This is a genomic window from Pseudomonas chlororaphis subsp. aurantiaca (assembly GCF_013466605.1).
GTDB classification, from domain to species: Bacteria; Pseudomonadota; Gammaproteobacteria; order Pseudomonadales; family Pseudomonadaceae; genus Aquipseudomonas; species Aquipseudomonas chlororaphis_I.
On sequence record NZ_CP059162.1, the window covers coordinates 2,663,998 to 2,683,474 of the forward strand.

Here is a 19,477-nt window from a genome sequence, read left to right on the forward strand (position 1 = left end):
TGTCGATTGCCTCTGACGGGCATTGTTTTCACGAACGGGGCGGACACCCCGCTGGATTCGCTGCAACGCGTCCTGTAGCCGCTGCCGAGCGCAGCGAGGCTGCGAACGGCAACGTAGTTGCCGCAAAACCTGAATCCGCCGTGTGTCAGGTCTTGCGCGTTATCCGGGTTGCGGCCGCTTCGCGCCCGATCGCAGCACTCGCTAGTGCTCGACAGCGGCTACAGGGATCGCGGAGATCACAGGTCGTCGGGCTCAGCGTTTGACGGCCGTCGGCTTGTGCGCCTCGGCGCGCTTGCTCAGCAGGTCGAACACCGCCGGATAGGCCGGGCGCTCGACATAACGCCCCGCGCCGCGTTCGGCGCGCAGGTCGCCGTCGGCCCAGACCAGCTTGCCCTGGCTGATGGTGTGGCTGGGCACGCCGCGTACGGTCTTGCCTTCGAAGATGTTGAAGTCCACCTGCTGGTGGTGGGTTGTGGCGGAAATGGTGCGGCTGCCTTGCGGGTCCCAGAGCACCAGGTCGGCATCGGCGCCGACGCGGATCGCGCCCTTGCGTGGGTAGAGGTTGAAGATCTTCGCCGCGTTGGTGGAGGTCAGGGCGACGAAGTCCTGCATCGACAGGCGCCCGCTGTTCACCCCTTCGTCCCAGAGCACGGCCATGCGGTCTTCGATGCCGGCGGTGCCGTTGGGGATCTTGCTGAAATCATCACGGCCGGCGGCTTTCTGCTCGGCGCAGAAGCAGCAGTGGTCGGTGGCGGTGGTGTGCAGGTTGCCCGATTGCAGGCCGTGCCACAGCGCGTCCTGATGCCCGCGAGGGCGGAAGGGCGGGCTCATCACGTAGCCGGCGGCGGTTTGCCAGTCCGGGTGGCGGTACACGCTGTCGTCCAGCAGCAGGTGCCCGGCCAGCACTTCGCCGTACACCGGCTGGCCCTTGCCGCGGGCGTAGGTGATTTCGTCCAGCGCCTCTTTGGTCGAGACGTGCACCAGGTACAGCGGCGTGCCGAGGGTTTCGGCAATGCGGATCGCCCGGCTGGCGGCTTCGCCTTCGACCTGGGAAGGGCGCGACAGCGGGTGGGCTTCCGGCCCGGTGATGCCCTGGGCCAGCAGCTTGCGTTGCAGGTGGTAGACCAGCTCGCCGTTCTCCGCGTGCACGGTCGGCACGGCGCCGAGTTCCAGGCAGCGCTCGAAGCTCGCCACCAGGGTGTCGTCGGCGGCCATGATCGCGTTCTTGTAGGCCATGAAATGCTTGAAGCTGTTGACCCCGTGCCGGCTCACCAGCTCGGCCATTTCCTCGCGCACCTGCTCGCTCCACCAGGTGATGGCGACGTGGAAGCCGTAGTCCGATGCCGACTTCTCGGCCCAGCCGCGCCATTGGTGAAAGGCCTCCAGCAGGGACTGCTGCGGGTTGGGAATCACGAAGTCGATGATCGAGGTGGTGCCGCCCGCCAGGCCCGCCGCGGTACCGCTGAAGAAGTCTTCGCTGGCCACGGTGCCCATGAAGGGCAGTTGCATATGGGTATGAGGATCGATGCCACCGGGCATCAGGTATTGGCCACTGCCATCGAGCACTTCGCAGCCTGCAGGACTGTCCAGATTCTGGCCGATGGCCTTGATCACGCCGTCGGCGCACAACACATCGGCCTTATAACTTTCATCATGGGTAATAGCGGTGGCGCCACGGATCAACAGAGACATTCCGAGTTCCTCGCAGGCATGACCGGCTTATGCCGGTTCTAGTGTTTTTGTAATAAGCAGGCTGCGGAATTTTTATTCCTGTCAGCTGTGTCAGGAATAAAAACTAGCTGGTGTTCAATCAATCGGCAAGATTATTTTTTATAAGCATATGTCGATATTAAGTTATTGAAATATAAGGTTTTAATTCTTAAATCCGCAAAATGGTGCAGCCTTTCACCATTTTGACGCACTTGACAGGATCGAAATATGAGCAAGATTTCCTATGTGAAATCAGCCGCTTGAAGGAGGCCTGTGGCCCATACGAAAGTTTGAAAAAAGTTTGCGTGCACCAGATTGAGCCCTGACCCGATGGACAACTTGCCCGGCATTCGGCCTGAGTGAACCGGCACCTTATCCAGGGCAGGAAGTTGTTCAGAATAAAACTGAAGAAACATCAGTTGTTTACATGGATTTTATCGACTGTGGAGCACCGTCGATGGACAAGCCGGCACGCTTATTGAGTGCCGCCGTCGACAGGATGGCCGGTCGGTAAAAGTCGTCAGTTCTCCGGCCATCGCCGGGCTGGCAGCACGTCTGCCGGCCCGCCTGATGAGCAAAAATAATCAGAAAAAAGTGGAGCGGCCATGCAACAGAACAGATCTCAAGTGACCGAGCGTGCCGGCCTGTACGAGCTGGACGCCGGCAGCGACGTGCTCGACAGCCCCCGTTACAACCACGATATCGCGCCGACCAAGGTCCATGAGCGCACCTGGAACAAATGGCACATCACCGCGCTGTGGGTCGGCATGTCGATCTGCGTGCCGACCTACACCCTGGGCGGCGTGCTCACCGCCTATTTCGGCCTGACAGTGGGCGAAGCGCTGCTGGCGATCCTGCTGGCCAATATCGTGGTACTGATCCCCCTGACCCTCAACGCCTTCGCCGGCACCAAGTACGGCATTCCGTTCCCGGTGCTGCTGCGTGCCTCCTTCGGCGTCATCGGCTCCAACGTGCCGTGCCTGATCCGCGCCCTGGTGGCCTGCGGCTGGTTCGGCATCCAGACGATGTTCGGCGGCCTGGCGATCCACCTGTTCCTCGGCTCGATCTTCGAGGGCTGGAAGGCCCTGGGCGGCACCGGCGAAGTGATCGGCTTCATGATTTTCTGGACCCTCAACCTGTGGGTGGTGCTGCGCGGCGCCGAGTCGATCAAGTGGCTGGAAACCCTGTCCGCGCCCTTGCTGGTATTGGTGGGCGCGGGGCTGCTGGTGTGGGCGTTGCCCAATGTGTCGCCGAGCGAACTGCTGGCGCAACCGCCCAAGCGTCCGGAAGGGGCGAGCGTCTACAGCTACTTCTTCGCCGGGCTCACGGCGATGGTCGGTTTCTGGGCCACCCTGTCGCTGAATATCCCGGACTTCAGCCGCTATGCGAAGAGCCAGAAGGACCAGATCCTCGGGCAGATTTTCGGCCTGCCGCTGACCATGTTCCTGTTCGCCGCCCTGGGGGTGGTGATGACCGCCGCCTCGGTGAAACTGGTGGGCGTCACCGTCTCCGACCCGGTGAGCCTGATCGGCCATATCCAGAGCCCCGGCTGGGTGGCCCTGGCCATGGCGCTGATCATCATCGCCACGCTCTCGACCAACACCGCGGCGAACATCGTCTCGCCGACCAACGACTTCCAGAACATCGCGCCCAAGCTGATCGGCCGTACCAAGGCGGTGATCCTGACCGGGCTCGTCGGCCTGGCGCTGATGGCCCACGAACTGCTGAAAAAACTCGGCCTGCTGGTCTCGGACGTCAGCCTGGAGACCGTGTATTCCAACTGGCTGCTGGGTTACTCCAGCCTGCTGGGGCCCATCGCCGGGATCATGGTGGTGGACTATTTCATCATCCGCAAACAGCAGCTGGACCTGGCCGGGCTGTACCGCGATGACGTCTACCCGGCGTGGAACTGGTACGGCTTTATCGCCTTTAGCGTGCCCGTGGCGCTGACCCTGCTGTCCCTGGGCAGCGATGCGTTCAGCTGGTTCTACAGCTACGGCTGGTTCACCGGATCGGCGCTGGGCGGCTTGCTCTATTACGGGCTGTGCAGCATGGGCAACCCGCGAACCGCGACCGCCAAGACGCCGGTGTAAAGCGTAAAAGCCTCGCTTCTGTAGCGAGGCTTGCCCGCGATGGGATCTATAGAACACTGCATCACTCCAGACGAGCGCACCCTCAAAGGACCCCTCGTCAACGACAACCAGAAAAGCCTGAGGAGATCACCATGAACGCTGCCGTCGACGTTCTGCAATCCAGCCACCGGCACATCAACCGCGACCGCTTGTGGCAGTCGCTCATGGAGCTGGCGAAACTCGGAGCCACGGTCAAGGGCGGGGTCTGTCGCCTGGCCCTGACCGACCTCGACCGCCAGGCCCGCGACCTGTTTGTCCAATGGTGCGAGCAAGCGGGGTGCACGGTCACGGTGGATGGCATCGGCAATATCTTCGCCCGCCGCCCCGGGCGTAACCCGCAGCTGCCGCCGGTGATGACCGGCAGCCATATCGACACCCAGCCCACCGGCGGCAAGTTCGATGGCTGCTTCGGCGTGCTGGCCGGGCTCGAAGTGCTGCGCACCCTCAACGACCTCGGGGTGGAAACCGAGGCGCCGCTGGAAGTGGTGGTGTGGACCAACGAAGAAGGCTCGCGCTTCCCGCCGTGCATGATGGGCTCCGGGGTGTTCGCCGAGAAATTCACCCTGGAAGAAACCCTGGCCAAGACCGATGCCGAGGGCGTGAGCGTCGGCGATGCGCTGAACGCCATCGGCTATGCCGGCAGCCGCCAGGTCAGCGGGCACACAGTGGGGGCCTACTTCGAAGCCCATATCGAGCAGGGGCCGATCCTCGAGGACGAGAAGAAAACCATCGGCGTCGTACTTGGCGCCCTCGGCCAGAAATGGTTCGACCTGAAGCTGCGCGGCGTCGAAGCCCACGCCGGCCCGACCCCGATGCACCTGCGCAAGGACGCCCTGGTCGGCGCGGCGGCGGTGGTGGCCGCGGTCAACCGCGCCGCCCTCGGCCATCAGCCCCATGCCTGCGGCACCGTGGGTTGCCTGCAGGCCTATCCCGGCTCGCGCAACGTGATCCCGGGGGAGGTGCGCATGACCCTGGACTTCCGGCATCTGGAACCGGCGCGCCTGGATTCGATGATCGCCGAGGTGCGCCAGGTGATCGACAGCACCTGCGAAGAACATGGCCTGACCTTCGAGATGCAACCGACCGCGGACTTTCCGCCGCTGTATTTCGACAGGATCTGCGTCGACGCGGTGCGCGAGGCGGCGCAGGGGTTGGGGCTGAGCCATATGGACATCGTCAGCGGCGCCGGGCACGACGCGATCTTCGTCGCCGAGCTGGGGCCGGCGGGGATGATCTTCGTGCCCTGCGAGGGCGGCATCAGCCACAACGAAATCGAAAACGCCGACCCCGACGACCTCGCCGCCGGCTGCGCGGTGTTGCTGCGGGCAATGCTGGCGGCGTCCCAGGCGGTCGCCAAGGGGCAGCGGATGGCCTGAGGACATGCACCTGTAGCCGCTGCCGAGCCTGCGAGGCTGCGATCGACCCCGCAGGGCGCGCGGGGATCTCAAGACCGCTGAAGGCCTTCGGTCTTATCGCAGCCTCGCAGGCTCGGCAGCGGCTACAGGGCGATGGGGTGATCGGCCATCGCATGCAGCTTGGGATCGTCCACCCGAACCTAAGCTAATTCCTAAAAAGTATTTATATCTTAATTCTTAGATCGATTAGCTTTTAGCGACTTTCCTGTCTTCCAGAAGGTCCGCCCCCATGCGCCTGCCCTTTGCTTTGCGTCGTAGCTTGTCGATCACCGCCCTGGCCGGTCTGGCGCTGGGCATGGCCCTCGATGCCCATGCCGATACCGACCTGCGTATCGGCTACCAGAAATCCTCGACCCTGCTGGCGGTACTCAAGGCCCAGGGCACCCTGGAAAAACAACTGGCGGGGCAGGGCGTGAAGATCTCCTGGCATGAATTCACCAGCGGCCTGCCCCTGGCGGAATCGCTGAACGTGGGCAACGTCGACATCGGCGCCGATGTCGCCGACACCGTGCCGGTCTTTGCCCAGGCCGCCGGGGCCAAGCTGACCTATTTCGCCACGGAAACCCCGTCGCCCGCCGCCCAGTCCATCGTCATTCCCAAAGACTCCACCCTCAAATCCCTGGCCGACCTCAAGGGCAAGCGCGTCGCCGTGACCAAGGCCGCCGGCAGCCATTACCTGCTGATTGCCGCGCTGCGCGAGGCTGGCCTGAGTTTCGCCGATATCCAGCCGGTGTACCTGACCCCGGCCGATGGCCGCGCCGCCCTGGAGACCGCCAAGGTCGATGCCTGGGTCACCTGGGAACCCTTCGTCGCCAGCGCCGAACGCCAGCAGGGCGCGCGGGTGCTGCACGACGGCCAGGGCCTGGCCAGCTACCGGCGTTATTACCTGGCCTCCAACGATTACGCCAAGGCTCACCCCGAGGTGCTAAAGCAGGTGTTCGCCGAGTTGCAGAAGACCGGCACCTGGGTCAAGGCGCACCCGACGGAGGCGGCAAAACTGCTGGGCCCGCTGTGGGGCAACCTGGACGTGAGCACGGTGGAGCTGGCCAACAGTCGCCGCACCTACAAGGTGGAAGCGGTGCAGCCGGACGCCCTGGGCGAACAGCAGAAAATCGCCGATGCCTTCTACCAGGAAAAACTGTTGCCCAAGCCGGTGGATGCCCGCGCGGTGCAACTGTGGAGCCCCACGCATCTGTAACTGAGCCTTGGCTCACCTTCTTCGGCGAGCCCATTTCCCTGGGGTAGCCGGCTGGCTGGCCCCATTCATATTTCTTGTTCATCACCGCCGTTGGCGTCACCCCCGCGCCCGGCGTCAGGAGTTCCCGTGTCCGCCGTTCACCCCCAAGCGGCCTTTGCCGTCCCAGCCTCGTCCGCCCCGCAACCGGCCAACGCCGAGGTGGTGCTGGAGCTGCGCAACCTGACCAAGCACTACGGCCGCGGCTCGTCCGTGCCGCCGGCGGTGGAGCAAGTCAGCCTCAGCGTGCGCCGTGGCGAAGTGCTGTGCCTGATGGGCACCTCCGGCAGTGGCAAATCCACCTTGCTGCGGCACATCAACCGGCTGATCGAACCCAGCGGTGGCGAGGTGTTGATCGACGGCGCGGCGATCAGCCAGCTTTCGGCCAAGGACCTGCGCACCCTGCGTTCGCGGCGCATCGGCATGGTCTTCCAGCACTTCGGCCTGCTGCCCCATCGCAGCGTGCGCGACAACGTCGCCTTGCCCCTGGAACTGCGCGGAGAACCCGAGGCGCTGCGCCAGGCCGCCGCCGATGTGCAGCTGCGGGCCATGGGCCTGGAGGGCTGGGGCGAGCACTATCCCCATGAACTGTCCGGCGGCATGCAGCAGCGGGTCGGCCTGGCCCGGGCCCTGGTCAGCGAGCCGGACATCTTGTTGATGGACGAACCCTTCAGCGCCCTCGACCCGACCATCCGCCGAGACCTGCAAAGCCACTTCCTGCGCCTGGTGCGCGAGCGCGGCATCACCACCTTGCTGGTGACCCATGACCCGGCCGAGGCCCTGCGCCTGGCCGACCGCATCGCGGTGCTGCGCCAGGGCCACCTGATCCAGCTGGGCAGCCCCGGCGAGTTGCTGGAGCACCCGGCGGACGCCGAGGTGGCGGACTTCTTCCAGGAGCACGGCGCGCGCAGCGACACCCTTGCCGCAGCGCCCGTGGCTTCGGCTAAAACAGCGGCCGCTCCGGCGCCCGTGGCCCCGGGGTTTTCCTTCTGGCAGGCGCTCTTGCTGGGGCCGGCGGCCTTGGCCGCCAGCGGGCATGGCGCCTTGTATTGGCTGGGCTTCGCCCTGGAACTGGCGGCGGCCAGTGCCTTGGGCCAATGGTTGGCCAGCGCCAGTCTGGGTTGGGCCGGGTTAGCGATTCTCGGCCTGCTGCTCAGCCGTCTGCTCAGCGTGACCCTGGCCCGCCGTCCGAGCCGCCAGGGCCGTTCCGACTGGCGCTTGCCGTGGCTGGTGTTGCTGCTGTGCCAGGGCCTGGTGCTGTGGCGGGTGGTGGCCGTGGATGCCAGCGGCCCCTGGCTGCAATTTCCTGCCGACCGCCAGGCGCTGCTGAGCACCGCGGCCGCCATCGATCAATTGATCGGTTGGTCCCAGGTCACCTTCGAAAGCACCTTCGTCGGCGTGATAGTCGCCGTGCGCACGGTGATCGAAAGCATCGAAAGCCTGCTGGGCTGGCTGCCCTGGCCAGTGCCGGCGCTGGCCCTGGTGCTGCTGGCCTGGCGCTCGGCCGGCGCGGCCCTGGCCCTGATCAGCGCGGCGGCCTTGCTCTATATCGGCCTGTTCGGTTTCTGGGAGCGGACCATCGCCACCCTGGCCCTGGTGGGTTCCTCGGTGCTGCTGTCGCTGCTGATCGGCGTGCCCGCCGGCATCCTCCTGGCCAAGCGCGCCCTGGCGCGGCGCCTGATCACGCCTTTGCTGGACGTGATGCAGACCCTGCCGACCTTCGTGTACCTGATCCCGGCGGTGGCGTTTTTCTCGGTGGGCAAGACCCCGGCGGTGATCGCCACGCTGATCTTCGCCCTGGCGCCGATGATCCGCCTCACCGCCCTGGGGATCCAGGAAGTGCCCAGGACCGCCGTCGAAGCGGCCCTGGCCCATGGCGCCACGCCGTGGCAGATCCTGACCAAGGTCGAGCTGCCCCTGGCCGCCGGCTCGCTGCTGCTGGGGATCAACCAGACCCTGGTGATGAGCCTGTCGATGGTGGTGGTCGCGGCGCTGATCGGCGCCGGCGGCCTGGGCTACGACGTGATGACCGCGCTGCGCAATATCAAGGGCGGCGAGGGCATGTTGGCCGGCGCGGCGATCGTGTTCTGCGCGCTGATTCCCGACCGCATCATTCAAGCGACCCTGCGCCAGCGGGATCGCGCTTTCCATCAGTCATGAGGTGTGTCTTGAACAAGTCGTTTTCCCGTACCCTGGGCGCCGCCGCGCTGCTGTTGGGGTTGTCCCTGCCGGTGCTGGCCAAGGACAAGATCGTCATCGGCGAACAGAACTGGACCGGCGCCATCGCCATCCAGAACATCCTCGGCGAGGTGATCAAAAGCCGCCTCGACGGCGACGTGTCTTATCTGGCCGGTGACATACCGGTGCTGTTCGCCGCCGCGGCCAAGGGCGACGGTTCGGTGGATGTGCTGACCGATATCTGGCTGCCTAATCAATCCGCCGCCTGGGCCAAGTACGTCACCGGCGGCACCCGCTCCCTGGTGCCGAACAAGCAACCCTACCTCGGCGTCCAGGGCTTCTATATCCCTGGTTACCTGCAAGACAAATACAGCGTGAGGTCGGTCTACGACCTGCAGAAACCCGAGGTGGCGAAACTCTTCGAACCCCTGGGCGGCGGCAAGGCGCAATTGCTGGTGGGCCCGGCGGGCTGGGAGTCGACCTATATCGGCCAGATCAAGGCCAAGGATTTCGGCTTTGCCGATAAATTCGAATCGGTGTCCACCGAAGCCTCGGTGACCTACGCCAAGCTCGCCGCGGCCTACAAGGCCCAGCGCGGCGTGGTGTTCTACGCCTACACCCCGGACTGGATCTTCTCCGCCTTCGACCTGCGCCGCCTGGACGAGCCGGCGTTCGACGGCTACGCCCAGGACAACAAGAAGGGCGACCCGCTGTACAAGGCCGACGGTTGCTGGAAATTCGTCAGCCCGACGGTGGACGCCGACTGGCTGAACAAGAGCAAGATCACCTGCGCCTACCCGGACGCCCGGGTCTATGTCCTGGCCTCCACTTCGCTACAGAAACGCGCGCCACGGATCGCCGCCTTCCTGGAAAACTTCAGCATCGACCCCCAGGTGCTGAACGACCTGATCCTCAGGATCGAGAAGGAACAACAACCGGCGGCGCAAGCGGCCAAGGCCTGGGTCCAGGCCAACCCGGCGATCGTCGATCAGTGGCTGGGCGCCAGCGGCGAGAAAGTTGGAGCGGTGCAGTGAGCGAGGAGCGTCGGAACATGAGCGGGATCAAGCAGGCGACCTTCGGCGCGGGCTGCTTCTGGGGCGCGGAAGCCGCGTTCCGGGTGCTGCCGGGGGTGGTAGATACGCGGGTGGGCTACGCGGTGGAGGCGGGTGATGAGTCGTTGCGGATCGAGGTGGTGCAGGTGGATTTCGATCCTCGGGTGTTGGCTTATTCGAGCCTGATCGAGCACTTCTGGGGGCTGCATGATCCGACTTCGGTGGATCGGCAGGGGGAGCATGGAGGGGGGAAATATCGTTCGGCGATCTTCCACACCGACGCCCTACAGGCCGAACAGGCACGGCAGGCCAAGGCGGCCCTGCAAGACTCCGGCCGTCTCAACAAACCTGTGGCCACGGTGGTTGTGCCGCTGGGGCGGTTTGAGTTGGCGGATGAAGCGCACCAGCGGTATTTGGAGAAGAATGGGTTGAGTAGTTGCCATATCTGAGGCGCTGGTTGCAGGTGGCTTTGCTCTCGCTGCAGGTCGGTTTCTGTAGGAGCGAGGCTTGCCCGCGATAGCGGTAGTGGTTTCGCTGGTGATGTTGGACGGGGTACATATCCGTTTCTGCGGTCACGGCCACTTAGGGTTCCGCCCTTACGGCGGGTCACTTTTGGCAAACGCCCCAAAAGTAACCAAAAGGGCTTGCCCCACCACTCGGTGCCTCGCCTAGGCTCGGCATGCCCGAACGAAGGCATTGATCCGTGGGCCGCCGTCACAGGCCATCCATGGCCTGGGGCGGCTAACCCGGCATCCCTGCCGGGTTACCCACGGCTCAATGCCTGCGTTCGGCCATCGTGGTTAACGGGGCGTTCAGATCAAAAGCCAAAGCAAGAGCAAGACGGCGGCCTGCCGGCCGGCCTGGGGGGAGTGCGCTCCCTGTAGCCGCTGCCGCAGGCTGCGATCGGGCGCGAAGCGCCCGCCAAACCTGATGACGCGGTGTGACAGGTAAAGCCGGGAGGCAGGATTTGCGTCTGCTGCGCAGCCGATCGCAGCCTACGGCAGCGGCTACATGGCTACGGCTACAGAACGCGTGCTTTCAAACACAGGCCGGCCGGTAGGCCGCCTCGCGTTGCTTTTGATTGTTTGCCCCATCGGGAGGCCGAGTGGAGGTTCTGCGCAGTGGGCAACTCGGCAGGGATGCCGAGTTAGCCGCCCCAGGCCATGGATGGCCTGTGGCGGCGGCCCACGGAGCAGGACCGGAGCGAGGGAATCCGAGCCTTAGCGAGGACCGGACGCCAGGGGCAGGGCCCTTTGGTTACTTTGGGCTGGGCCGGCTTCCGGACTTTCCAAAGTGACCCGCCGTAAGGGCGGAACCCTAAGTCGCCGTTACCGCAGCAACGGATATGTACACAGAAGGATCGAGCTTTCTATAGCCCCGCATCTAGGGTCAGGCTCCAGCTTTCCACCCCCCACCCAACGCCACCACCAACCCCACACTCGCCTGCAATCGCCGGGTCTGCAGCGCCTGCAGGCTGCGCTGCGCCTGCAACGCCACGGTCTGCGCCGTCACCACCTCCAGATAACTCACCGCCCCCGCCTGATAGCTGTTCATGGCCAAAGTCTGCGTGTGCTCGGCGGCATTCACCGCCGCCTGCTGGTCCAGCGCCTCCTGCTGCAAATCCCGCAACTGCCCCAGGTTGTCCTCCACCTCACGCACCGCCCGCAGCACCTGGCTGCGGTAATGGGCGGCGGCTTCCTCGAATTCGGCGTAGGCCTGGCGTTCGTTGGCGCTCAGGCGGCCGCCGTCGAAGATCGGCAGGTTGACCAGAGGGCCTAGGGCCCAATAGCGATTGCCCGCCGCCAGCAGGTTGCCGCTGCCCTGGGTCTGCCCGCCGAGCAGGCCGGTGAGGCTGAAGTCCGGGTACCAGGCGGCCCGGGCGACGCCTATGTTGGCGTTGGCGGCGAACACCCGGCGTTCGGCGGCGGCGATGTCCGGGCGGCGTTGCAGCAGGGCGCTGGGCAGTTGTTGCGGCACGCCGGGCAGGGTCAGTGCCTGAGTGGCCGCGGGCAGCTGGAACTGGCTGGCCGGCTCGCCCACCAGCTCGCCGATCGCGTGTTCGGTGAGGTTGCGTTGCCCGCGCACTTCGTCCAGCTCGGCCTCGGCGCTGGCCAGCTGGCTTTGCGCGCGGGTCAGGTCCAGCTCCGAGGCGATCTGCCCCTGGTAGCGGCTGCGGGTCAGTTGCAGGGCCTGGGCGTAGTCGTCCAGGGACTGGCTGAGGATCGCGCGCTGCGCATCCAGGCCATTGAGCTGCACATACAGGCTCGCCAGCTGCTGTTGCAGGCTCAGGCGCGCCACCGCCAGATCGTCGGCCGAGGCCTCGGCCTGGGCGTCGCCGGCGGCCACCTGGTTGCGAATCCGCCCCCACAGGTCCGGGTCGAAGCTCAGCGAGAAACCCGCGGTGTTGCTGTTGTACACCGAAGGCTGGCTGCCGCCACGCAACGGCCGGTGGTCCGACTGGCGCTGGCGCAGCGACTGGCCGCTGGCGCTGATCTGCGGGAACAGCCCGGCATGCAGCTGGCTGGCGTAGGCCTGGGCCGCGTCGAAGTGCGCCAGCGCCGCCGCCAGGTCCGGGTTGGCCTTGAGCAGGCGTTGTTGCAGGTCATCCAGGCGCGGGTCCTGGTACAGCAGCCACCACTGGCTGGCCAACTGATCCGCCGGTTGCGCCGGATGCCAGGGCCCGTCGCTGGTCTGTTCGCGGTAGTGGGCCGGCAGGTCCACGGTTGGCAGCTGGTAGCCGGGCGCCAGGGAGCAGCCTTGCAAGGCCAGCAACAGCAACACAGCAAGCGGTTCAAGCCTTGGGCGCATGCTCACCTCCGGCGTCGGCCAGTTGCACCAGGTCGCCTTCGCGCAGGGCGTCGGGCGGGTTATCGATGACCCGGTCGGCGGCTTGCAGGCCCTGGTCGATCACCAGCCGCGCGCCGAGGTCGAGGCCGATATGGATGTCGCGCAGGTGCACGTGATTGTGCTCGTCGAGCAGCGCCACCTGGGTGCCCTGGGCGCGGAAGATCAAGGCACTGGCCGGGATGCTCACGCCCCGGGTGTCGGCGGGTAGGGCCAGGGCGGCCTCGGCATAGTCGCCGGGCATCAGCGCGCCGTCGGGGTTGTCGGCGACGAACTGGGCGAGCAGGGTGCCGGAGCGCTGGTCGATGGCGGTGGAGTCGCCGATCAGCCGCGCGCTGAAGTGCTGGCCGGGGTGTTCCGGCACCGTCAGCTCGGCTGTAAGGCCGGGGCGGATCACGCTGGCGTAGTTCTGCGGCACCGGCACGTAGAGCCGCAGCTTGTGGGTGTCGGCCAGGTCGAACAGCTGCGGGTCGCTGTCGTTGTCGGCCTTGATCAACTGGCCGATATCGGTGTGGCGCGCGGTGATGGTGCCGGCGAAGGGCGCGCGGATGGTCTTGTAGTCCTCCAGGGCCGAGAGCCGCGCGTAATCGGCGGCGGCCGCCTCGGCATTGGCTTTGGCGGCCGCGGCGTTGGAGGTTTTTTCATCGGCCTCCTGGCGCGACACCGAGTGGCTGGCCACGAGGTTCTGCCAGCGTACCGCGGTGGTTTGCGCCAGGCGCGCATTGGCCTGTTCCTGCACCAGCCGGGCATGGGCCTGCGCCACCTGCTGGTCGAGGTCGGGGCTGTCGATCTCGGCGAGGACTTGCCCGGCCTGAACCTTGGCGCCGATGTCGCTGTTCCAGCTTTTCAGATAGCCGCTGACCCGGGCGTGGATCGGCGCCTTGCTCCAGGCTTCCAGGTGCGCCGGCAGGCGCAGGGTGTCGCCCTGGCGGTTCTGCTGCGGCTGGAACACCAGCACCTGGGGCACGGCGGCGGTTTCGGTCCAGGCGGCCACCGCGCGTTCATGGCGGCTGCGCGCGGCCAGACCGTTGGCCACTAGCAGGGCGGCCAGGGTCAGGCCGCCGATGCCGAGCCACAGCAGGCGTTTGCGCGAGGGGGTGTGATCAGGCGACATGGGTACTTTCTCCAGCGACAGCGCGAGTGGGGTGACGCCCGTGGACCAGGCTGAATACCACGGGAACAAAGAGCAGGGTGGCGGTGGTGGCGAGGATCAGGCCGCCGATCACGGCGCGGCCCAGGGGCGCGTTCTGCTCCTCCGACAGGGCCAGGGGCAGCATGCCGATGATCATTGCCAGGGCGGTCATGCACACCGGGCGAAAGCGCGTATAGCCGGCCTCCAGCGCGGCCTTCAGGGCATCGCCGTGTTCGGCCAGGCGTTCGCGGCAGAAGCTCACCACCAGGATCGAGTTGGCCGTGGCCACGCCCATGCAGAGGATGGCCCCGGTCAGCGCCGGCACCGACAGCGAGGTGCCGCTGAGGAACAGCATCCATACGATCCCGGCCAGGGCCGCGGGCAGCGCGGTGATGATCACGAACGGGTCGAGCCAGGACTGGAAGTTGACCACGATCAGCAGGTAGATCAGCACCACCGCGCCCAGCAGGCCCAGGCTCAGGCCGCTGAAGGCTTCGTGCAGGGCGTCGATCTGCCCGTGCAGGCTGATGGTCGCGCCCTTGGGCCGCAGCGCCTGGCTGTCGTCGAGGACTTTCTGGATATCCCGGGCCACGCCGCCGAGGTCGCGGCCCTGGACGTTGGCGTAGAGGTCCAGGGTCGGCTGGATGTTGTAGTGGGTGACCACCGCCGGGCTGTCCACCCGCGAGATGCTGGCCAGGCCGCCGAGGATCTGCGACTGGCCGTTGCTGCCGGTCACCGGCAGCGCTTCCAGGGATGGCAGGCTGTCCAGGCGGTACTGCGGGGTGGCGGCGACGATCGAGTAGGACACGCCGTTCTGCGGGTTGAGCCAGAAGGTCGGCGCCACCTGGGAACTGCCGGCCAAGGAGGCCACCATGCTGTTGGTCACGTCGCGCTCGGTGATGCCCAGGCCATTGGCCCGCAGGCGGTCGACCTTGACCGCAAGCGAGGGGTAGCCGGTGGACTGCTGGATACGCAGGTCGGCGATGCCCGGCACATGCTGCAGGCGCCGTTGCAGCTCCAGGGCATAGGCGCGGTTGGCGGCGCCGTCGGGGCCGGAGATTTTCACGTCCAGCGGCGCCGGCGCGCCGAAGTTGAGGATCTGGCTGCTGATGTCCGCCGGCAGGAAGGCGAACTGGCTGCCGGGGAAACTTTCCGGCAGGGCTTCGCGCAACTGCTTCACGTAGTCGGCGGTCGGCGCGTGGCCGGGCTTGAGGGTGACCTGGATATCGCCGTCCTGCGGGCCGATGGTGCCGCTGCTGCTGTAGGCCATGTCGATGCCGCTCAGGGGGATGCCGATATTGTCGATCACGCTGTCCAGCTGCTCCGGCGGAATCACCTCGCGAATCCGCGCCTCGATGCGGTCGAAGGCCGCCGCGCTTTCCTCGATCCGCGTGCCCAGGGGCAGGCGCACATGCAGGGCCAGGGCGCCGGCGTCGGTGGCCGGGAAGAAGTCCTGGCCGAGGCTCGGCAGCAACGCGAAGGAGGCCAGCACGCAGGCGAGGAAGCCCAGCAGGAAGCGCTTGCGGTGGGCCAGGGCCAGGGTCAGCAGGCCATGGTAGGTGTCACGGACATTGGAGAAGCGCCGCTCGAACCCCTGCTGGAACCCCAGCAGCCCGCGCACCAGGGCATGCCGTGGCGGGGCGTGCTGCTCGCCCTCGTGGTGGTTGATGAATTCATCTTCCGGGTGATGCCCCGGGCCTGCTTCCGGCACATGGGGCTTGAGCAGGTACATGGCCAGGGTCGGCACCAGGGTCCGCGAGAGGATGAACGAGCTGGCCATGGCGAAGATCACCGCCAGCGCCATGGGCCGGAACAGGTAACCGGCGATGCCCTGCAACAGGAACATCGGCACGAAGACGATGCAGATGCACAACAGCGAGACGAAGGCCGGGCCGACGATCTGCCTGGCGCCGTCGAGGATCGCGGCCTTCACCGCCTTGCCCTGTTCCAGGTGCCAGTTGATGTTCTCGATGGTCACCGTGGCATCGTCCACCAAAATCCCCACCGCCAGCGCCAGCCCGCCCAGGGTCATGACATTCAGGGTCTGGCCGCTGGCGGCGAGCAGGGCGATGGCCGCGAGCACCGCCAGGGGGATCGAGGCGGCGATGATCAGTGTGGAGCGCCAGCTGCCGAGGAACAGCAGGATCATCGCGCTGGTCAGCAGCGCGGCGATGATGCCTTCGCGGGCCACGCTGCCCACCGATTGCTTGACGAACACCGAGGCGTCGCCCAAGAGCGAAGTCTTCAGCGCCGGCGGCAGGGTTTCGTCGATGCGCGGCAGCATCTGGCGAATGCCGTCGACGATCGACAGGGTGGAGATATTGCCGTTCTTCAGCGCCGGCATCAGCACCGCGCGATGGCCGTCGACCCGCACGATATTGCTCTGCGGCGGCGAGCCGTCGCGCACATGGGCCACCTGGCCGATGGTGATCAGCGCGCCGTCGACGGTCTTGATCGGCAGGTCGTTGAGCTCGTCGATGGCGCTCGGGCTGTTGTTCAGCAGCACCGTGTACTCGCTGGCGCCGAGCTTGGCGGTGCCCACCGGGATGATCTGGTTCTGCGCCGCCAGGGCGTTACCCACGTCCTGCGCCGACAGGCCCTTGGCGGCCAGCGCCTGCGGGTCCAGGTCGAGGGTGATCTGCCGCTGCTTGCCGCCCATGGGCGTCGGCATCGCCAGCCCGGGCACGGAGCTCAGGGGCAGGCGGATATTGTTCTGCACCAGGTCGCGGATCCTGGCTTCCGACAGGGTCGGGCTGGAGAAGGCCATCTGCAGGATCGGCACCGTCGAGGCGCTGTAGTTGAGGATCAGCGGTGGGGTGATGCCCGGCGGCATCTGCTTGAGCACGGTTTGCGACACCGCCGTGACCTGGGCGTTGGCGGTGCGGATATCCACCCCCGGCTGGAAGAAGATCTTGACGATGCCCATGCCCGGTAAGGATTGCGACTCGATGTGCTCGATGTCGTTGACCGTGGTGCTCAGGGAGCGCTCGTAGGTGTAGATCACCCGCCCGGCCATGGCGTCCGGCGACAGGCCGGTGTACTGCCAGACCACCGCCACCACCGGAATGCCGATATCGGGGAACACATCGGTGGGCGTACGCAGGGCCGCCAGCGGCCCGATGATGCAGATGAAAATCGCCAGCACGATAAACGTGTAGGGCTTGAGCAGAGCGGTCTTGACCAGCCCGAGCATGGGGTGGACCTCCGAGGCGGAAACAAAGCTCGGCAGTCTCCAGCGACCCACCTAACACGCGGCTTTCAGCCAGGTGAAGGAAGTTTTAGGTAAGGCCTGAATTTCCTTTCACGGGGATTCATTTGTCCTCTGCCCGGGGCCTCGACAAGCTGGATGGCAATCCGGCGCGGCTGCTTTTTTCGCTTCGCCCTGTGTCGATTTTTTTACTGCCGAGGTACCTGCCATGAATGCCAAACCCCTGCTGCTGATTCCCGCCCTGAGCCTGGTGCTGCTGTTGTCCGCCTGCGCCGGCCCGATGCCGCAACCCGACCCCAAGGAAGCTTGGATCAGCCTGGAAGAAGAGGGCCCCAGCGACCTGCTGGCCGAACGGGTCGACGGCAAGAACGTCGACGACGGCCGCTACTTTGAAGTCCAACCCGGCGCCCACCGCCTGGACGTGACCCTGTTCGAAGAAGTCGGCGGCGACTCCAACCAGGTCGACTGCCACGGGCATGTGAGCTACCCGAACTTCCAGGCGGGGGAGCATTACAAGCTGGTGGAGTCGACCCTGGGCACCGAGGTGCGGGCGCGGTTGTTTGATGCCCAGGGCAAGCAGGTGGCGAGTGCGCATGGGTTTGAGTGCATGCCGGGGTGATAGGGCTGTCGGCGTTGCTCAATCCAGGAAATTTCGCTCAATAGAAAGAGACGCGGCTGACTGCACGTTGATTGAGGGCCGCCTGATGATGGTGGACTACATCCTTCAGGCAGGACCCTTTTTATGAATCAAGCACTGCCATCCACCGATGCGGCCTTCAACGAAGTGGCGCAAATGATCGCCGCCGCGCGCCAACGGGCGATGCGGGCAGTGAACACCGAACTGGTGGAGCTGTATTGGCAGGTCGGCGCCTATATCAGTCGCAAGATCCAGGCGGCGGAGTGGGGCGATGGAGTGGTTCAGCAACTGGCGGATTATCTTGCGCGGAAGCAGCCGGGGTTGCGGGGTTTTACTCGACCGAATCTGTTTCGTATGCGGCAGTTTTATGAGGCTTATCGGGATGAAAAGAAAGTCGCACCACTGGTGCGACAATTGTCCTGGAGCCATAACCTGGTCGTTCTTGGGCAGAGCAAACAGCCTAAGGAACGTGAGTTCTACCTGCGCATGGCGGTTCAGGAACATTGGTCGTGCCGAGAGCTGGAGCGCCAGATCAAATCGGCTCTTTTTGAGCGCTCACTGACCCGGCCGGCAAAAGTCTCGACAGCGTTGAGACAAATTCACCCAGAAGCTCTAAAGGTGTTCAAGGACGCCTATGTAGTGGAGTTTCTCGACCTGGCCAAAGGTCATAGCGAAGCCGACTTGCACAGTGGGTTAGTGCAGCAACTGAAAGACTTTCTGATCGAAATGGGGCGGGACTTCTGTTTTGTCGCTTCGCGCTACCCATTGCAGGTAGGCGGGCGCGATTTCTTGCTGGACCTACTGCTGTTTCATCGCGGGTTGAATTGCCTGGTGGCCATTGAACTCAAGGTTGGGCGTTTCGAGCCGGAACACCTGGGCAAGCTGGATTTCTACCTGGAGGCGCTGGACCGTCAGGTGCGCAAACCCCATGAGAACCCGGCCCTGGGTGTGTTGCTCTGTGCCAGCAAGGACGACGAGGTGGTCGAGTACGCCCTCAACCGCTCACTCTCACCCGCATTGATCGCCGAGTATCAGACACAACTGCCAGACAAGAAGCTGCTGCAGGCCAAGCTGCATGAGTTGTATGCCCATCAACATAACGATGGGCTTGAGCCTGCGCCAACCGAAGAAAAACTTAACGCTGTGTTTGGGGTTAGTTAGTTACTAAAAACGCACAACCTAGTTTTCGAGGGTGGAGCTGTTTTTATAGTGCTTGGCTATCTCTAGCCAAATGTATTTGTATCTGAACTCAAGCCAGCGAATGAGTAATTTATCTTTCTTTTGTCTGAAGTAACTTTCGTTTCTGGCTTTCAACGTTCTTTTTATGTCCTTTTCCAGGTTTTCCAGATTGAAAGCCGACCATATCAAGGGGATTACTGTTTCAAGGTTCGTATGGCAGACAGGTGCTACTTCATGATAGAGAATTCTCTTGATTTCCTCTGGGTCGTAGGCTTCTGTCTGGCGTGCAATGGCTTCATAGTCAACTTCAGTGTCAACAAATGCATCGGACAATGCCCAGTAGACATAAGATCGTTCTTCGTCGGTCATTGCACGTCCCATGTCAGGGAGAGGTGAACGGTGCCGGCGTATGCGAATCTCCGATAATTATCGTGCCAGAGCCGCCTATTACGATGTTGCCATGAGTGCCGCCGGTATCGATGGTTGCAGCATTCTTGCCGTTGATGAAGACCGTTGAGGCCAAACCCGTCGACAGGGTACTGCCACAGGTACAAGTATCGTCCTGGCGTGCAGCTGGAAGGCCGTCGAAGAAAACGTTTGGGGAGCCTGTCGCTATTGGGTTGGTGCCGTGCCCTGGGATCGGGCAACTGGTTGGGTCGGTTTGGCGTGCGGCTGGTTTCGCCATAATGACCTCCTGTCAATAAATCCTTGTTGGGGGCAATAACCTAACAGAGATCTTGCAGGTGTTGGGCGCCT

The 19,477-nt window shown here is 64.6% G+C and carries 13 protein-coding genes and 1 pseudogene; 8 read left to right on the forward strand and 6 right to left on the reverse strand.

The features are described from left to right. Nucleotides 1-252: 252 nt before the first annotated feature. Nucleotides 253-1,692 carry a dihydropyrimidinase gene (gene hydA / locus H0I86_RS12370; protein WP_180925229.1) on the reverse strand — a complete coding sequence of 480 codons (1,440 nt, stop codon included), beginning with the start codon at nt 1,690-1,692 and terminating at the stop codon, nt 253-255. Nucleotides 1,693-2,315: 623 nt separating this feature from the next. Here hydA and H0I86_RS12375 point away from each other — a divergent pair. The 6 genes from H0I86_RS12375 (at nt 2,316) to msrA (ending at nt 10,170) form a co-directional block, all read left to right on the forward strand. After that, the gene (locus H0I86_RS12375; RefSeq protein ID WP_180925230.1) at nt 2,316-3,803 is read left to right on the forward strand and encodes an NCS1 family nucleobase:cation symporter-1; all 1,488 of its coding nucleotides are present in this window, start codon (nt 2,316-2,318) and stop codon (nt 3,801-3,803) included. A 131-nt stretch (nt 3,804-3,934) separates the two neighbouring features. Continuing rightward, nucleotides 3,935-5,218, forward strand: a complete 1,284-nt coding sequence (locus tag H0I86_RS12380) for a Zn-dependent hydrolase (RefSeq protein ID WP_180925231.1) — start codon at nt 3,935-3,937, stop codon at nt 5,216-5,218. Between the two features lie 268 nt (nt 5,219-5,486). After that, complete coding sequence (locus tag H0I86_RS12385) at nt 5,487-6,455, forward strand: aliphatic sulfonate ABC transporter substrate-binding protein (RefSeq protein WP_180925232.1); 969 nt, start codon at nt 5,487-5,489, stop codon at nt 6,453-6,455. Nucleotides 6,456-6,581: 126 nt separating this feature from the next. Further along, nucleotides 6,582-8,651: an ATP-binding cassette domain-containing protein gene (locus H0I86_RS12390; RefSeq protein WP_180925233.1), complete on the forward strand. Its 2,070-nt coding sequence runs from the start codon at nt 6,582-6,584 to the stop codon at nt 8,649-8,651. Beyond that, nucleotides 8,648-9,703, forward strand: a complete 1,056-nt coding sequence (locus tag H0I86_RS12395) for an ABC transporter substrate-binding protein (RefSeq protein ID WP_180925234.1) — start codon at nt 8,648-8,650, stop codon at nt 9,701-9,703. The genes H0I86_RS12390 and H0I86_RS12395 overlap by 4 nt, the downstream gene beginning before the upstream one ends. Nucleotides 9,704-9,720: 17 nt before the next feature. Beyond that, the gene (msrA, locus tag H0I86_RS12400; protein ID WP_180925235.1) at nt 9,721-10,170 is read left to right on the forward strand and encodes a peptide-methionine (S)-S-oxide reductase MsrA; all 450 of its coding nucleotides are present in this window, start codon (nt 9,721-9,723) and stop codon (nt 10,168-10,170) included. A 940-nt stretch (nt 10,171-11,110) separates the two neighbouring features. Here msrA and H0I86_RS12405 read toward each other — a convergent pair. From H0I86_RS12405 to H0I86_RS12415, 3 genes are read right to left on the reverse strand one after another with little or no spacing between them, the layout of a single operon-like run. Next, entirely contained in the window at nt 11,111-12,529 is a 1,419-nt protein-coding gene (locus H0I86_RS12405; protein WP_180925236.1) for an efflux transporter outer membrane subunit, read from the reverse strand. Further along, entirely contained in the window at nt 12,513-13,679 is a 1,167-nt protein-coding gene (locus tag H0I86_RS12410) for an efflux RND transporter periplasmic adaptor subunit (RefSeq protein ID WP_180925237.1), read from the reverse strand. The genes H0I86_RS12405 and H0I86_RS12410 overlap by 17 nt, the downstream gene beginning before the upstream one ends. Continuing rightward, complete coding sequence (locus H0I86_RS12415) at nt 13,669-16,890, reverse strand: efflux RND transporter permease subunit (protein ID WP_180925238.1); 3,222 nt, start codon at nt 16,888-16,890, stop codon at nt 13,669-13,671. The genes H0I86_RS12410 and H0I86_RS12415 overlap by 11 nt, the downstream gene beginning before the upstream one ends. Nucleotides 16,891-17,113: 223 nt before the next feature. On the opposite strand from H0I86_RS12415, the gene H0I86_RS12420 reads away from it, so the two are divergent. Then, complete coding sequence (locus H0I86_RS12420) at nt 17,114-17,524, forward strand: PA0061/PA0062 family lipoprotein (protein ID WP_016704703.1); 411 nt, start codon at nt 17,114-17,116, stop codon at nt 17,522-17,524. Nucleotides 17,525-17,647: 123 nt separating this feature from the next. Further along, the gene (locus tag H0I86_RS12425) at nt 17,648-18,703 is read left to right on the forward strand and encodes a PDDEXK nuclease domain-containing protein (protein WP_180925239.1); all 1,056 of its coding nucleotides are present in this window, start codon (nt 17,648-17,650) and stop codon (nt 18,701-18,703) included. Between the two features lie 18 nt (nt 18,704-18,721). Here the strand turns inward: H0I86_RS12425 and H0I86_RS12430 are convergent, their stop codons facing one another. Together H0I86_RS12430 and H0I86_RS12435 are read right to left on the reverse strand one after the other, a co-directional pair. Continuing rightward, nucleotides 18,722-19,090 (reverse strand): DUF7079 family protein, encoded by a 369-nt coding sequence (locus tag H0I86_RS12430; RefSeq protein WP_124302313.1) that lies wholly within the window; start codon nt 19,088-19,090, stop codon nt 18,722-18,724. A 16-nt stretch (nt 19,091-19,106) separates the two neighbouring features. Continuing rightward, nucleotides 19,107-19,406: pseudogene (locus tag H0I86_RS12435) on the reverse strand (PAAR domain-containing protein); the annotation flags it as partial. Between the last annotated feature and the right edge of the window lie 71 nt (nt 19,407-19,477).

Coding starts and splice junctions, on each gene's coding strand:
- hydA (WP_180925229.1), bottom strand. CDS start 1,692: ATGTCTCTGTTGATCCGTGGCGCCACCGCTATTACCCATGATGAAAGT.
- H0I86_RS12375 (WP_180925230.1), top strand. CDS start 2,316: ATGCAACAGAACAGATCTCAAGTGACCGAGCGTGCCGGCCTGTACGAG.
- H0I86_RS12380 (WP_180925231.1), top strand. CDS start 3,935: ATGAACGCTGCCGTCGACGTTCTGCAATCCAGCCACCGGCACATCAAC.
- H0I86_RS12385 (WP_180925232.1), top strand. CDS start 5,487: ATGCGCCTGCCCTTTGCTTTGCGTCGTAGCTTGTCGATCACCGCCCTG.
- H0I86_RS12395 (WP_180925234.1), top strand. CDS start 8,648: ATGAGGTGTGTCTTGAACAAGTCGTTTTCCCGTACCCTGGGCGCCGCC.
- msrA (WP_180925235.1), top strand. CDS start 9,721: ATGAGCGGGATCAAGCAGGCGACCTTCGGCGCGGGCTGCTTCTGGGGC.
- H0I86_RS12405 (WP_180925236.1), bottom strand. CDS start 12,529: ATGCGCCCAAGGCTTGAACCGCTTGCTGTGTTGCTGTTGCTGGCCTTG.
- H0I86_RS12410 (WP_180925237.1), bottom strand. CDS start 13,679: ATGTCGCCTGATCACACCCCCTCGCGCAAACGCCTGCTGTGGCTCGGC.
- H0I86_RS12415 (WP_180925238.1), bottom strand. CDS start 16,890: ATGCTCGGGCTGGTCAAGACCGCTCTGCTCAAGCCCTACACGTTTATC.
- H0I86_RS12420 (WP_016704703.1), top strand. CDS start 17,114: ATGAATGCCAAACCCCTGCTGCTGATTCCCGCCCTGAGCCTGGTGCTG.
- H0I86_RS12425 (WP_180925239.1), top strand. CDS start 17,648: ATGAATCAAGCACTGCCATCCACCGATGCGGCCTTCAACGAAGTGGCG.
- H0I86_RS12430 (WP_124302313.1), bottom strand. CDS start 19,090: ATGACCGACGAAGAACGATCTTATGTCTACTGGGCATTGTCCGATGCA.